At 59.2% G+C, this 14,634-nt stretch carries 15 protein-coding genes and 1 tRNA gene; 10 read left to right on the forward strand and 6 right to left on the reverse strand.

Annotation, left to right across the window (positions count from 1 at the left end):
• Positions 1–45 precede the first annotated feature (45 nt).
• From AC1DIG_RS26475 to AC1DIG_RS26495, 5 genes are all read left to right on the forward strand, one after another.
• The gene (locus AC1DIG_RS26475) at positions 46–1,008 is read left to right on the forward strand and encodes a YbgA family protein (protein WP_477769676.1); all 963 of its coding nucleotides are present in this window, start codon (positions 46–48) and stop codon (positions 1,006–1,008) included.
• Positions 1,009–1,938: a MerR family transcriptional regulator gene (locus tag AC1DIG_RS26480; RefSeq protein WP_477769677.1), complete on the forward strand. Its 930-nt coding sequence runs from the start codon at positions 1,009–1,011 to the stop codon at positions 1,936–1,938.
• On the forward strand, positions 1,939–3,405 hold the full coding sequence (gene phrB, locus AC1DIG_RS26485; protein WP_477769678.1) for a deoxyribodipyrimidine photo-lyase: 1,467 nt from the start codon (positions 1,939–1,941) through the stop codon (positions 3,403–3,405).
• Between the two features lie 13 nt (positions 3,406–3,418).
• Positions 3,419–4,201, forward strand: a complete 783-nt coding sequence (locus tag AC1DIG_RS26490; RefSeq protein WP_477769703.1) for an SDR family NAD(P)-dependent oxidoreductase — start codon at positions 3,419–3,421, stop codon at positions 4,199–4,201.
• Positions 4,202–4,297: 96 nt separating this feature from the next.
• Positions 4,298–4,603 carry a YkgJ family cysteine cluster protein gene (locus AC1DIG_RS26495; RefSeq protein WP_477769679.1) on the forward strand — a complete coding sequence of 102 codons (306 nt, stop codon included), beginning with the start codon at positions 4,298–4,300 and terminating at the stop codon, positions 4,601–4,603.
• Between the two features lie 138 nt (positions 4,604–4,741).
• On the opposite strand, the gene AC1DIG_RS26500 is transcribed toward AC1DIG_RS26495, so the two are convergent.
• The 6 genes from AC1DIG_RS26500 to hemA form a co-directional block, all read right to left on the reverse strand.
• The gene (locus AC1DIG_RS26500) at positions 4,742–5,260 is read right to left on the reverse strand and encodes an acyloxyacyl hydrolase (protein WP_477769680.1); all 519 of its coding nucleotides are present in this window, start codon (positions 5,258–5,260) and stop codon (positions 4,742–4,744) included.
• Positions 5,261–5,376: 116 nt separating this feature from the next.
• A complete protein-coding gene (gene murI, locus AC1DIG_RS26505) occupies positions 5,377–6,168 on the reverse strand; it encodes a glutamate racemase (RefSeq protein ID WP_216741291.1) in 792 nt (263 codons plus the stop codon).
• Positions 6,161–6,916 carry a molybdopterin-synthase adenylyltransferase MoeB gene (locus tag AC1DIG_RS26510; RefSeq protein WP_477769681.1) on the reverse strand — a complete coding sequence of 252 codons (756 nt, stop codon included), beginning with the start codon at positions 6,914–6,916 and terminating at the stop codon, positions 6,161–6,163. Before AC1DIG_RS26510 ends, murI begins: the two co-directional genes overlap by 8 nt.
• Positions 6,910–7,740, reverse strand: coding sequence for a peptide chain release factor N(5)-glutamine methyltransferase (gene prmC / locus AC1DIG_RS26515; RefSeq protein ID WP_477769682.1), 831 nt, complete (start codon positions 7,738–7,740; stop codon positions 6,910–6,912). The genes AC1DIG_RS26510 and prmC overlap by 7 nt, the downstream gene beginning before the upstream one ends.
• Positions 7,741–8,823 carry a peptide chain release factor 1 gene (prfA, locus tag AC1DIG_RS26520; protein WP_019693629.1) on the reverse strand — a complete coding sequence of 361 codons (1,083 nt, stop codon included), beginning with the start codon at positions 8,821–8,823 and terminating at the stop codon, positions 7,741–7,743.
• Positions 8,820–10,109, reverse strand: coding sequence for a glutamyl-tRNA reductase (hemA, locus tag AC1DIG_RS26525; protein WP_145019834.1), 1,290 nt, complete (start codon positions 10,107–10,109; stop codon positions 8,820–8,822). Before hemA ends, prfA begins: the two co-directional genes overlap by 4 nt.
• A 216-nt stretch (positions 10,110–10,325) precedes the next feature.
• Between hemA and AC1DIG_RS26530 the strand changes: the two genes are divergently transcribed.
• The 5 genes from AC1DIG_RS26530 to AC1DIG_RS26550 all read left to right on the forward strand — a co-directional run bounded on the left by AC1DIG_RS26530 (position 10,326) and on the right by AC1DIG_RS26550 (position 14,624).
• Positions 10,326–12,050, forward strand: coding sequence for a tetratricopeptide repeat protein (locus AC1DIG_RS26530; RefSeq protein WP_477769683.1), 1,725 nt, complete (start codon positions 10,326–10,328; stop codon positions 12,048–12,050).
• 4 nt (positions 12,051–12,054) lie between these two features.
• Positions 12,055–12,672 (forward strand): lipoprotein insertase outer membrane protein LolB, encoded by a 618-nt coding sequence (lolB, locus tag AC1DIG_RS26535; RefSeq protein WP_477769684.1) that lies wholly within the window; start codon positions 12,055–12,057, stop codon positions 12,670–12,672.
• Position 12,673: 1 nt separating this feature from the next.
• Positions 12,674–13,525: a 4-(cytidine 5'-diphospho)-2-C-methyl-D-erythritol kinase gene (gene ispE, locus AC1DIG_RS26540; protein WP_477769685.1), complete on the forward strand. Its 852-nt coding sequence runs from the start codon at positions 12,674–12,676 to the stop codon at positions 13,523–13,525.
• A 36-nt stretch (positions 13,526–13,561) separates the two neighbouring features.
• Positions 13,562–13,636, forward strand: a tRNA-Gln gene (locus AC1DIG_RS26545).
• Positions 13,637–13,682: 46 nt separating this feature from the next.
• A complete protein-coding gene (locus AC1DIG_RS26550; RefSeq protein WP_003171603.1) occupies positions 13,683–14,624 on the forward strand; it encodes a ribose-phosphate pyrophosphokinase in 942 nt (313 codons plus the stop codon).
• The last annotated feature ends 10 nt before the right edge of the window (positions 14,625–14,634 follow it).

Genomic DNA, 14,634 nt, shown 5'->3' on the forward strand with positions numbered 1-14,634 from the left:
GTACAGCGCAAACAGCCTGTACAGGTATAGATCCGAGGTGCCTCCATGCCCAGCGACTCCGCAAGCAAACCGAAAATCGCTGTCAGCGCGTGCCTGATGGGCGCCGAGGTGCGTTACAACGGTGGGCATAAAGCCTCTCCGTTGTGCAGTCGGACCCTCACGGATTATTTCGAGTTCATTGCAGTGTGCCCGGAGGTTGCCATCGGCCTGGGGGTTCCCCGCGAACCGATTCGACTGGTCGGCGATCCGCAGCAACCTCACGCCGTCGGTACGGTTCACCACGAACTGGATGTCACTCAGCCGCTGGCGAACTACGGCCAGCAAATGGCCGGCGCGCTGGGTGATATTTGCGGTTATATCTTCATGCAAAAATCACCGTCCTGTGGCCTGGAGCGAGTCAAGGTTTACCACCCCAACGGCAGCCCGCACGACGGCGGTGCACGCGGCATCTACGCTCAAGCGTTTTGTGCCCGACACCCGGACCTGCCGGTGGAAGAAGACGGTCGACTGAACGATCCCGTACTACGCGAGAATTTCCTGACCCGGGTATTTGCCTACTCAGCCTGGCAGGAGCTCCTGCAAAACGGCTTGAGTCGCAATGGTCTGACCGACTTTCACGCACGCTACAAATACCTGTTGATGGCCCATAACCCACTGCAATACCAAGCCTTGGGCAGGCTCCTGGGTGATATGGGCCAGACCGATCCCAATGAACTCGGCCCGCGCTATTTCCGCGAGCTGATGGCAGCACTGAAAAAATGTGCCACCCGCGGCACCCACACCAATGTGCTGCAACACCTCAGCGGCTATCTCAAACAGGTCATCAGCGCCGAAGACAAACAGGAAGTGCACCATGTGATCGGTCAGTATCGCCACGGCATCGTGCCCTTGGTGGTGCCGCTGACATTGCTCAAGCATCACTTGCGCCATCATCCCGATCCGTACGTTATGCAGCAGGCGTACCTGCAACCGCACCCGGAAAATCTCAGCTTGCGAAATGCGATCTAAATGAAAACCGAACCTGACGACGACCTCGGCGCCGACTATCAACAGGCCCTGGAGGACGGCTGGCTGCCGATCCGCGATGTCGCTCGAATCACCGGCGTCAACGCCGTTACTCTGCGCGCCTGGGAACGCCGTTACGGGCTGATCGTGCCGCAGCGCACGCCCAAGGGACACCGGCTGTTCTCGGCCAAGCATGTGCAACGGATCCATAACATCCTCACCTGGCTCAATCGCGGCGTAGCCGTCAGCCAGGTCAAACAGCTGCTGGAGACGCCACAAGCGTTGCGTGAACCGGTCGGGAATGACTGGCATGTCCTGCGTCTCAAGCTGATGCAGGCGATCAGTCAACTCGCCGAGCGCCAACTCGATGACACACTCAATCAGGCCATGTCGCTGTACCCACCGCGCACCGTGTGCGAGCGACTGCTGATGCCGCTGCTGGACGAACTCGAACAGCGCTGGCAAGGACAGTACGGCGGGCAGATGGAGCGGACATTCTTTTATTCCTGGTTGCGCAGCAAGTTCGGTGCTCGGGTCTACCATAACAACCGTCAGTTGCGCGGCGCGCCGTTGCTGCTGATCAATCACTCCGACTTGCCTCTGGAGCCGCATCTGTGGCTCACCGCCTGGCTGGTCAGCAGTACTGATTGCCCCGTGGAAGTGTTCGACTGGCCGTTGCCGGCTGGCGAACTGGCGCTGGCGGTCGAGCATCTGCAAGCGCGTGGTGTGCTGCTGTATTCCAGCAAGACGATCAATCTCAAACATTTGTCGAAACTTCTGAACAATGTCAGTTGCCCAACGCTCATGGTCGGCCCTGCGGTGTGCATCCACCACGCGGAGTTGTCCGCCAAGACCTCTGAAATAGCCGATTTGTCTCTCGCCGAAGACCTATTGTCGGCCCATCAGGCACTGGTTCAGCGCGGGCTCATTTAAATGCGTGTACGCAAAAACATCCCGCAATTGATCTGGCTGCGCAGCGACTTGCGCGTACATGACAACACCGCCCTTTCGGCCGCCGCAGCTCGTGGCCCGTGCGTGGCGGTATATTTGTTGAGCCCGCAGCAATGGCAGATCCACGACGATGCACCGTGCAAAGTGGATTTCTGGCTGCGTAACCTGCGCGAGTTGAGCCACGCCCTCGGCGAGCTGAACATTCCCTTGCTGATCCGTACTGCCGAGCGCTGGGAAGATGCACCGCAGGTACTTGGCCAGTTATGCACAGAGCTGAACGTCGAGGCGGTTCACGTCAACGAGGAGTACGGCGTGAACGAAAGTCGCCGTGATGCGGCCGTCAGCAAGACTCTCGACGCTGCGGGCATTGGCTTCAACAGCTACCTCGATCAATTGCTGTTCAAACCCGGCAGCGTGCTGACCAAAACCGGTACGTACTTTCAGGTCTTCAGCCAGTTCCGCAAAGCTTGCTACGCCCGCCTGCACGGTGCGTTACCGCGCCTGATTGCCGCCCCGGGGGTTCAGGTGCCAACGGTCATCAACCGCGACCCGATTCCATTGCAGGTCGAGGGTTTCGACACGCCAGGCGAACCTCTGCGCGAACTCTGGCCGGCCGGCGAAGGCGAAGCCCATCGGCGTCTGGAGAACTTCGCCCAAGGGCAGATTGATCACTACAAAGACCAACGCGACTTCCCGGCACAACCCGGTACCAGCCAGCTGTCCGCGTACCTCGCCGCCGGGGTGATTTCGCCACGCCAGTGCCTGCACGCCGCCCTGCAAAGCAATCAAGGCGAGTTCGAAAGTGGCAGCGCCGGTGCTGTCGCCTGGATCAACGAACTGCTCTGGCGCGAGTTTTACAAACACATTCTGGTGGGCTATCCACGGGTCTCCCGACACCGCGCCTTTCGCCCTGAAACCGAAGCGCTGGCCTGGCGCGACGCTCCGGATGAGCTGGCTGCCTGGAAAGAGGCGCGTACCGGGTTGCCGATCATCGACGCGGCCATGCGCCAGTTGCTGGAAACCGGCTGGATGCACAACCGTCTGCGGATGCTGGTGGCGATGTTCCTGACAAAAAACCTGCTGATCGACTGGCGTGAAGGTGAGCGATTCTTCATGCGCCACTTGATCGATGGTGATCTGGCCGCGAACAACGGCGGCTGGCAGTGGAGCGCTTCCACCGGCACCGATTCGGCGCCCTGGTTCCGGATTTTCAACCCGCTGAGCCAGTCGGAAAAGTTCGACGCTGAAGGGGTGTTTATCAAGCACTGGCTGCCGGAGTTGGCGGGGCTGAACAACAACGCTATCCACAACCCGGCGAGCCTGGGCGGACTGTTTGGCGTAGCCGACTATCCGCTGCCAATCGTCGATCTGGGTCAGTCACGCGAACGCGCACTGGCGGCGTTCAAACATTTGCCTTCGCGTCTGGATGCCGGAGCGATACATGGCTGAAAAGGAGAATGGATTGAGTCATGCAACGCCACGGCGATACTGGCTGACAGGAGCCGGCAACGGCATTGGCGCTGCAATGGCCGAAGAACTGTTGAAGTCCGGCGCGCACCTGGCGGTTAGCGCCCGCACGATTGCGCCATTGAAAGTCCTGGCCCAGCGCTATCCGGGACAAGTGCTGGTGGTGGCAGGCAATCTGACCCACAGCCAGACCGTGCGCGAGATTGGCGAGCGTATCCATCAGGAGTGGGGCTCGCTGGACACCGTGATCCTCAACGCCGGCACCTGTGAATATGTTGATGCCAGGCGGTTCGACGACTCGATCATCGAACACGTGGTGCGCACCAACCTGCTCGCCTGCAGCTATTGCATCACAGCCGCCCTGTCGTTGCTGCGCGATGGGATCGCCCCCCATCTGGTGGGTATCTCCAGCTCAGTCACCGACCTGGCCCTGCCTCGGGCCGAAGCCAATGGTGCCTCGAAAGCCGGGATGCGGTATCTGTTTGAGTCCCTGCGCGTCGATCTGGCATCCGAAGGCATCGACGTCACCCTGGTTGGTCCCGGTTTCACCGCCCCCCCGCTGACCGCAAACAGCGATCATCCGATGCCACAGATGTGGTCAGCCGATAAAGCCGCGCGATATGTCGTCGAAACACTCAAGCAACGCCCGCAGGAAATTCGCCTCCTGGCCCTGTCCATGAGTGCACTCTGGCCTCTGTCGACAATGTCCAGGTACGGAAATTTAGTGATCGGAAAACGCATGGTCAGGCGCTCGCCACCGAGTATCGATACACCATAAACAGCTCATGACCAACGCCTGTCGACAGCCTCATTCGCTTGAGCGTCCGTCAGGCCTTTCACACAGTACCGGCGCGCTGCCTTACACTGCGCGCCTATGAACACGATCCCCATCAAGACCATCGCTGAACCGGCGATCACCTGCTCGACCTGCGCAGCCTGCTGTTGCCAGCTCGAAGTCATGCTGATCACCGACACTGGCGTGCCCGAACGTTTTATCGACACCGACGATTGGGGCGGGGAAGTCATGCTGCGCCTGGATGACGGTTGGTGCGCCGCGCTGGATCGCGACAGCATGATGTGCACCATTTATGAAAAACGCCCGCTGATCTGCCGGGAGTTCGAGATGGGTGCACCGGAGTGCATCGACGAGCGCCAAGGGATTGCGACCGCGTATCGCTGAACGAGAAATACAGGCGCTGAAGATCTAATGTGGGAGCGGGCTTGCTCGCGAAAGCGGAGTATCAGTCAGTATCAGTGTTGAATGTTAAACCGCATTCGCGAGCAAGCCCGCTCCCACATTATTAAAAGCAGCCAGTGCTTATAGCGGCATCGTGTAATGCAATGCGTAGCTTTCTATACCATCGTTGGTGACGTTGATATGGGCATTGGAGTAATGCGTCGCGCGAATCCCGATTTCATGCCCGCCAGCAAACCGCAGGCCGAACCCCAATCGATCCTCAAATTGAAAAGCCTCGCCCAACCGGCGGTCGTCCACTTTTTCGTGAGCGAACAGCGCAACGCCGATGCCGGCTTCCAGATAAGGTTTGACGGTTTGCCCGGAAAACTCATAAACGAACACCGGAGAGAACGACAGGCTGTGATTGCTTGCGGTCTTGTCACCATTCCAATAGGTGTACGCACCGCTCCAGTAGCCGGTCACACGCCCGACATCACTCTGCCACCAGCTTTTATCCCAATCCCATTGCAGGCCCAGGCGATAAGTGTGGGTCGAATCGCTGGTCTGGCCAACCGCAAACTCGACGCCAGCCGCTTGTGCGGTAAAACTGTGCCCCAACAACGCGGCCGCAATCGCGGCTAAACAGAACAGTCGCTTCATGAGAAACATCCTTTTCCGAACGATTATGTTTGGTTTTTATGGCTCGACAGTCGTGCTATGAAAATCCACGCTTCAACAGAAATCCGTCCCCGTGAAGCGTTCCCCAAAACGATCGTCTACAGACTGAAGCTTTGCACAACCCCGGCGTTATGCCAGAGCAGCGGCAGGATATTTCTCAAGTGCTCTGGGCTGGCACTGGTCCAGAACTGCGCGTCGCGAGGCGGCCCCTCTGCGAGCAACTCACGCTCGGCCAGCAGGCGCTGGGTTTGCCGGGCAACCGCCGCGCCAGTGTCGATCAGGCTGATGTCGGCGGGGAGCATCTGCTTGAGCAATGGTTTGAGGAAAGGATAGTGCGTGCAACCGAGAATAATCGTGTCACACCCCGCCGCCAGCAGAGGCTCGAGATAACCGGCCAGTAGCTGGCATAGCTCCTGGCTGTGCAGGTCACCGGCTTCGATCAGCTCCACCAACCCTGGGCACGGCTGAGTGATGACCCGCACATCGGTGGCAAAACGGTCGAGCAAGGCAGCGAACTTGGCGCTCTGCAACGTCCCGGTGGTGGCGAGTACACCGACCACGCCACTGCGAGTGGCCGCGGCTGCCGGTTTGACCGCAGGCTCCATGCCGATGATGGGCCAGTCAGGGTAGTCACGACGCAAATCCGCAACACCGGCCACGGTTGCCGTGTTGCAGGCTACGACCAAGGCCTTGGCACCTTGCCGGACAAAAAACTCCGCAACTACGCTGCAACGTTGGCGAATGAATTCGGGAGATTTCTCGCCATAGGGAATGTTCCCGCAATCGCCGACATACAACAGCGATTCATTGGGCAACAATTGCTGGATCTCAGCCAGCACCGACAACCCGCCGACGCCAGAATCGAACACGCCGATGGGCGCTTCACGCATGCCTGCCCCCGCAAACACTGCAGCCTGGATCACGCTTGACCCGCAACTCACGGAACCGCGCCCCCAAGGCATCGATTAATAATAACCGCCCCACCAACGGCTCACCGAACCCGACCAACAGTTTCAGCGCCTCAAGCGCTTGCAGGCTGCCGACCAGCCCCACCAGCGGACCGAGCACGCCGGCTTCGCTACAGGTCAGTTCGGCTTCGCTGCCGTGCCCGTATAAACAGTGGTAACACGGGCTCTCGGCGCGACGCGGGTCAAACACCGACAACTGCCCTTCCAGGCGAATCGCCGCGCCGCTGACCAAGGGTTTTCGCGCTGCCACACACGCCGCGTTCACCGCTTCGCGGGTGGAAAAATTGTCGGAGCAGTCGAGCACCACATCGACCGCCGACACCGCAGCCGCCAACGAGTCTTCGTCCATCGCGGCACGATGAGCGATCAGTTGAATCTCGGGATTGATCGCCGTCAGACGCCGGATAGCCGAGTCGACCTTGCTCAACCCGACGCTGTCGGTGTCGTGAATGATCTGCCGTTGCAGATTGGTCAGATCGACCGTATCGAAATCCGCCAGATGCAACTCACCGACGCCAGCCGCCGCCAGGTACAGCGCGACCGGCGCACCGAGTCCGCCGAGGCCGACGATCAAGACGCGGCTTTGCTTGAGTCGCAATTGGCCGTCGATGTCGACATGTTGCAACAGAATCTGCCGGCTATAACGCAACAGCTCCTGATCATTCAGCACGGTAGACGCCCCAGACTGATACGTTCGTGGCCACCGAGGTCTGTGCGGCTGTGGACCTCTTCAAAGCCTTGGGTCAGCAGCAAATCGCGCACCGCATCGGCCTGATCATAACCGTGCTCGAGCATCAACCAGCCGCCCGCTTCCAGGTGCTGTGGCGCCTGGGCGACGATCAAACGCAAATCATCGAGCCCGTCGGTGCCGGCCACCAACGCGCTGGCCGGTTCGAATCGCACGTCACCGGCGACCAGATGCGGGTCGGCGGAGGCTATATAAGGCGGGTTGCTGATGATCAACGTGTAGCGATGATCTTTCAGCGTACTGAACCAGTGACTGCTCAGCACCGTGACGTTGTTCAGGTTCAGACGCTGACGATTGCGCTCGGCCAGGGCCACGGCCTCGAGGATCCGGTCCACTGCCGTGACTTGCCAGGCTGGACGCTCGCTGGCCAAAGCCAGGGCAATCGCGCCGCTGCCGGTGCCCAGATCGAGAACCCTGGCAGGTGTTGCGGGCAGCAGTTCCAGCGCAGCTTCGACCAGCAACTCGGTGTCCGGGCGCGGGATCAGCGTATGTGGCGCCACTTCCAGGTCCAGCTTCCAGAAACCCTGCTGGCCGAGAATATAGGCCACCGGCTCGCCGGCGCGGCGACGTTGCAGGTACTCGGCAAAGATCAGCGCGGCTTCACTGGGAACGATGCGCTCCGGCCAGGTGTGCAGAAAACTGCGGGACTTGCCCAGGGCCGCGGCCAGCAGCAATTCGGCATCCAGGCGCGCGGTCGGCGAGTCAGGCAGGTCGGCTGCACGTAACAAACTGGCAATGATGGTCATTTATTCACCTATCGCTGCCAGTTGGTCAGCCTGATACTCGGCCAGCAACGGCTCGATCACGGCATCGACGCCACCCGCGAGGATTTCGTCGAGGGAATACAGCGTCAGGTTGACCCGGTGGTCAGTGACCCGGCCCTGGGCAAAGTTGTAGGTACGGATTCGCTCGGAACGGTCGCCCGAGCCCACCAGCAATTTGCGCTCGCTGGCGATGGCATTCGCCGCGGCGCTGGTTTGCTGGTCATTCAATTTAGCCGAGAGCCAGGACATCGCCCGCGCCCGGTTCTTGTGCTGGGAACGTTCTTCCTGGCACTCGACCACGATGCCCGACGGCAAGTGGGTAATCCGGATCGCCGAGTCGGTCTTGTTCACGTGCTGACCGCCGGCGCCGGAGGAGCGATAGGTATCGACGCGCAAATCTGCCGGGTTGATTTCGATCGCCTCCTGTTCGTCCGGCTCAGGCAACACCGCCACGGTACAGGCCGAGGTGTGGATACGGCCCTGGGACTCAGTCGCCGGAACCCGTTGCACGCGGTGCGCGCCGGACTCGAACTTCAGCTTGCCATAGACGTTGTCGCCTTCGACCCGCGCGATTACTTCCTTAAAGCCGCCGTGCTCCCCGATGTTCTCCGACAGAATCTCGACCCGCCAGCCACGCCGTTCGGCGTAACGCGAATACATACGGAACAGGTCACCGGAGAAGATCGCCGCTTCGTCACCACCGGTGCCGGCGCGGATTTCCAGGAACACGTTGCGCCCGTCGTTCGGGTCCTTGGGCAGCAGCATGCGTTGCAGGCTGGCTTCGAGTTCGATCAGTTGCTCTTTGGCTTCGCGGACTTCTTCGACGGCCATTTCGCGCATGTCCGGATCGCTGTCCTTGAGCAGCGCCTGGGCACCTTCGAGATCGCCCTGAACCTTGAGCAGCTGTTTATAGGTGGCGACAATCGGCTCAACTTCCGCGTATTCCTTGGAATAGGTGCGGAATTTGTTCTGATCGGAAATGACTTCGCCATCGCCAAGCAAGGCAGTCAGTTCCTCGAAACGGTCCTGGAGGATGTCCAGCTTATTGAGCAGTGACGCTTTCATTGCGGTTTTTTATCCGAAGAGCTATCCGAATTACCCTCACCGAGGGCAAAGAGTTCCTGGGCCATGGCCAGCGCATCGAGGCGGCCTTCGGCAGTAAGCTTTTTCAACTGTACGCTGGGAGCATGCAACAGTTTGTTGGTGAGGCCACGGGCCAGTTGCACCAGCACGTCTTCCGCACTGCTGCCGTTGGCAAGCAGGCGCTGGGCTTTTTGCAATTCTTCATCACGCAGGCGTTCGCTCTGTTGACGATAGGCCTTGAGCACATCCACCGCCGCCAGTTCACGCAGACGAACCATGAAGTCGTCGGCGCCGATGGAAACCATTTCTTCCGCCGCCTGGGCAGCACCCTGACGGCTCTTGAGGTTTTCGGCGACCACTTCGTGGAGATCGTCGACGCTATAGAGGTAAACGTCGTCCAGCTCGCCAACTTCCGGCTCGATATCCCGTGGCACGGCGATATCAACCATGAAGATCGGTTTGTGCTTGCGCAATTTCAAGGCACTTTCTACCGCGCCTTTACCAAGAATCGGCAACTGGCTGGCGGTCGAACTGATGACGATATCACTGCGCACCAGTTCTGCCGGGATGTCCGAGAGCAGCACCGCGTGGGCGCCAAACTGCTCGGCCAGGATGCTGGCGCGCTCCAGGGTCCGGTTGGCGACCACGATCCGCTTCACGCCCAGCTCATGCAAATGGCGGGCGACCAGGGTAATGGTCTCGCCAGCGCCGATCAGCAATGCCTGGCTGCGCTGCAAATCGCTGAAAATCTGTTTCGCCAGGCTGACCGCGGCAAACGCCACGGACACCGGGTTTTCACCGATGGCGGTGTCGGTGCGCACCTGCTTCGCCGCATTGAACGTGGCCTGGAACAAACGCCCAAGCAGCGGACCAATGGTGCCGGCCTCGCGGGCCACGGCGTAGGCCGATTTCATCTGGCCGAGAATCTGCGGTTCGCCCAACACCAGCGAATCGAGCCCGGAGGCGACACGCATCATGTGACGAACTGCCGCATCATCTTCGTGCACATAAGCGCTGGCACGCAGCTCATCGAGGCTCAAATGGTGATAATCGGCCAACCAGCGCAACACGGTATCGGCAGAAAGCTGATCCTGTTCTATATAGAGTTCACTGCGATTGCAGGTGGAGAGGATCGCAGCTTCGCGGCTGTCGGTGAGTCGGCAGAGCTGCTGCAAGGCCTCAACCAGCTGTTCCGGGGTAAAAGCCACGCGCTCGCGGACGTCTACGGAAGCAGTCTTGTGGTTAATACCGAGTGCGAGGAAGGCCATTCAAGATCGCTGATGATGTCGAGAAGCCGACAATTGTCCTACTTCGCCTGACTCAGAACAACCATTGCCGACTATTGTCCTGATACCTTGCCTCTATACAGGGGCTCGGGCGCCTGCACAGGGATTAAGTTCAACGGCAAATTGACAGGCCGGTTATGTTTGGCCGAAGGCTTGTGTCATGATGATCCGACCGCAGGTTAGTCGTCCTCTTCCCCTATGAATAGATCTTCCGCGTTGCTCCTCGCTTTTGTCTTCCTCAGCGGCTGCCAGGCCTTGGCACCCGTTTCGCCGAGCGGTACCCCGCCGGTCGAAGGCAGCACGAAGGCCCCTGAAAAGCCCAAGGTTTACAGCTCGTTCAGCGAAGACACGATCTTCAGCCTGCTGAGCGCGGAACTGGCTGGCCAGCGCAATCGTTTCGACATTGCCCTGGACAACTACGTGACCCAGGCCGTCAACACCCAGGATCCGGGCATCTCCGAGCGAGCCTTTCGCATCGCCGAATACCTGGGCGCCGATCAGGCAGCGCTTGATAGCTCGCTGATCTGGGCGAAAAACGCCCCGAACGACCTCGAAGCACAACGGGCCGCTGCCGTGCAGCTGGCCCGCGCCGGGCGTTATGACGACTCAATGGCCTATATGGAGAAGGTTTTACAGGGCAAGGGCGATACTCACTTCGACTTCCTCGCCCTGTCCGCGGCCGATACCGATCAGGACACCCGCAACGGCCTGATGAAAAGTTTTGACCGTTTGTTGCTGCGCCACCCGAAAAACAGCCAGCTGATTTTCGGCAAGGCCCTGTTGCTGCAACAGGACGGCGACACCAAGGGCGCACTGGCTTTGCTTGAGAAAAACCCTCCGCAAGACGGCGAAATCGCCCCGATCCTGTTGCGCGCGCGCCTGTTGCAAGCCCTCAGCCGTGGCAAAGAAGCGCTGCCGCTGCTGGAAAAAAGCATTCGCAAATACCCGGACGACAAACGCTTACGCCTGACGTATGCCCGCATGCTGGTCGAACAGGACCGCATGGACGACGCCAAAGAGCAGTTCTCAAGCCTGGTCCAGCAGTATCCGGAAGACGACGAGTTGCGCTATTCCCTGGCACTGGTTTGCCTGGAAGCTAAGGCCTGGAAGGAGGCCAAGGGTTACCTGGAAGACCTGATCGCCCGGGAAAGCCATGTCGACTCGGCCCACCTGAACCTGGGGCGCATTGCCGAAGAACGCAACGACCCGCAAGGAGCCCTGATCGAGTACGCACTGGTCGGCCCGGGCAACGACTATTTGCCGGCGCAACTGCGTCAGTCCGACATCCTGATAAACAACGGACGCACCGCCGAAGCCCAAAGCCGTTTGGCCAGAGCACGCGACGAACAGCCGGATTACGCGATCCAGCTGTATCTCATCGAAGCCGAAACCCTGTCTGCCAACAAGCAGGACGATCGCGCCTGGGCCGTTCTCGACAAAGGCTTGAAGCAGTATCCAGACGATCTGAACCTGCTCTACACCCGGGCCATGCTCGCGGAAAAACGCAATGACCTGGCGCAAATGGAAAAAGACCTGCGACTGATCATCAAGCGTGACCCGGACAACGCCATGGCGCTGAATGCCCTCGGTTACACCCTGTCCGACCGCACCACGCGTTACGCCGAAGCCAAGGCGCTGATCGAGCACGCACACCAGTTGAACCCGGAAGACCCGGCCGTTCTCGACAGCCTCGGCTGGGTGAATTTCCGTCTGGGCAACCTCGATGTCGCCGAGCGCTACTTGCGCCAGGCCCTGGAGCGTTTTCCCGATCAGGAAGTCGCGGCGCACCTGGGTGAAGTCCTGTGGGCCAACGGCAAACAACGCGAAGCCAGACAAATCTGGGGCAAATTCCTCAAGGAACAACCCGACAGCCCTACCCTGCGCAGTACCATCAAGCGCCTGACCGGTTCCGAGACTCTTTAAAATCATGTTTTTGCGCCACATCATCGTTTTCAGCTTCATCGCCCTGCTCGCCGGTTGCGCGGGCTTTGGCGCCCGTGAATCCGTCGAGGGCCACGGCAATCCCGCGCAATGGCGCGAGCACAAACAGCAATTGACCAGCCTCGATGGCTGGCAAATCAACGGCAAGGTCGGTATCCGTGCCCCGAAAGACTCGGGCAGTGGCACCGTGTTCTGGCTGCAACGACAGGACTACTACGACATTCGCCTGTCCGGCCCGCTGGGTCGCGGCGCGGCACGCCTGACCGGTCGCCCCGGCCAGGTGTCGCTGGAAGTGGCCAACCAGGGTCGCTTTGAGGCGTCAACGCCCGAAGCCCTGCTCGAAGAACAGCTGGGCTGGAAACTACCGGTTTCGCATTTGGTCTGGTGGGTTCGCGGATTGCCCGCACCTGACAGCAAAAGCCGCCTGAATCTGGATGCCGACAGTCGCCTGGCCAATCTCGAGCAGGATGGCTGGCAAGTCGAGTACCTCAGTTACATCCAGCAAAACGGTTATTGGCTGCCCGAGCGGATCAAACTGCACGGCACCGACCTTGATGTCACGCTGGTGATCAAGGACTGGCAACCTCGCAAATTGGGGCAATGACATGCCAGCCACTCGCCTGACCCTGCCCTCGCCGGCAAAACTGAATTTGATGCTGCACATCCTAGGTCGCCGTGAAGACGGCTACCACGAGTTGCAGACGCTGTTTCAATTTCTCGATTACGGCGACGAAATCACCTTCGCCGTACGCGATGACGGTGTCATTCACCTGCACACCGAATTCGAAGGCGTCCCTCACGACAGCAACCTGATCGTCAAAGCCGCAAGAAAACTTCAGGAGCAATCCGGTTGTTCGCTGGGCATTGATATCTGGATCGAAAAAATCCTGCCCATGGGCGGTGGAATCGGCGGCGGCAGTTCGAATGCAGCCACCACGTTGCTGGGCCTCAATCACCTCTGGCAACTGGGCTGGGACGAGGATCAACTGGCCACGCTGGGCCTGACGCTCGGCGCCGACGTCCCGGTTTTCGTGCGTGGGCACGCGGCTTTCGCTGAAGGCGTGGGAGAGAAGCTCACCCCTGTAGACCCGGAAGAACCGTGGTATCTCGTACTGGTACCGCAAGTATCTGTAAGTACAGCAGAAATTTTTTCAGATCCGCTGTTGACACGTAACTCTTCTCCCATTAAAGTGCGCCCCGTTCCCAAGGGAAACAGTCGAAATGACTGCTTACCGGTGGTAACAAGGCGTTATCCAGAGGTACGTAACGCTTTGAATTTGTTAGGTAAATTTACCGAAGCAAAACTCACCGGAACTGGAAGTTGTGTGTTTGGGGGCTTCCCAAGCAAAGCTGAAGCTGATAAAGTCTCGGCCCTTCTTACAGAGACCCTTACAGGGTTTGTAGCAAAAGGAAGCAACGTTTCGATGTTGCATCGCAAGCTGCAAAGTCTGCTCTAAAAGAACCGGGTACTGGGTACTCGTTGCAACAGATACAGGGGCGTCGCCAAGCGGTAAGGCAGCAGGTTTTGATCCTGCCATGCGTTGGTTCGAATCCAGCCGCCCCTGCCATTTTCCTATACTCATCCAGGTTACCCTCAGCCTTCAGGTACTGCGCGTGTCCAAGATGATGGTCTTTACGGGGAACGCTAACCCCGATCTGGCTCGGCGTGTCGTACGTCAGCTGCATATCCCTCTCGGTGACATTTCTGTCGGCAAGTTTTCCGACGGCGAAATTACCGCTGAGATCAATGAAAACGTCCGCGGTAAAGACGTCTTCATTATTCAGCCGACTTGCGCTCCGACCAACGATAACCTGATGGAACTTGTCGTGATGGCTGATGCCTTCCGTCGTTCCTCAGCCACTCGAATCACTGCGGTGATCCCCTACTTTGGTTATGCCCGTCAGGATCGCCGTCCGCGTTCCGCACGTGTGGCTATCAGCGCGAAAGTCGTCGCTGACATGCTTACCGTAGTCGGCATCGATCGTGTTCTCACGGTTGATTTGCATGCTGACCAGATCCAGGGCTTCTTCGATATTCCGGTAGATAACATCTACGGCTCCCCGGTACTGGTGGATGACATTGAAGACCAACGCTTCGAAAACCTGATGATCGTGTCCCCGGACATTGGCGGCGTCGTGCGTGCACGTGCTGTTGCCAAATCCCTGGGCGTGGATCTCGGGATCATCGACAAGCGCCGTGAGAAAGCCAATCACTCTGAAGTGATGCATATCATCGGTGATGTCGAAGGGCGTACCTGTATTCTGGTTGACGACATGGTCGATACCGCCGGCACCCTGTGCCACGCGGCTAAAGCCTTGAAAGAGCATGGCGCTGCCAAAGTCTTTGCCTACTGCACACACCCTGTGCTGTCGGGTCGGGCCATCGAAAACATTGAAAATTCCGTGCTGGACGAGTTGGTGGTGACTAACACCATCCCGCTGTCCGCTGCAGCACAAGCCTGTGCACGTATCCGTCAACTGGATATCGCACCGGTAGTTGCCGAAGCGGTTCGCCGCATCAGCAACGAAGAATCGATCAGCGCGATGTTCCGCTAAGGGCCCTGCC

The organism is Pseudomonas sp. 05N431 (assembly GCF_056397005.1).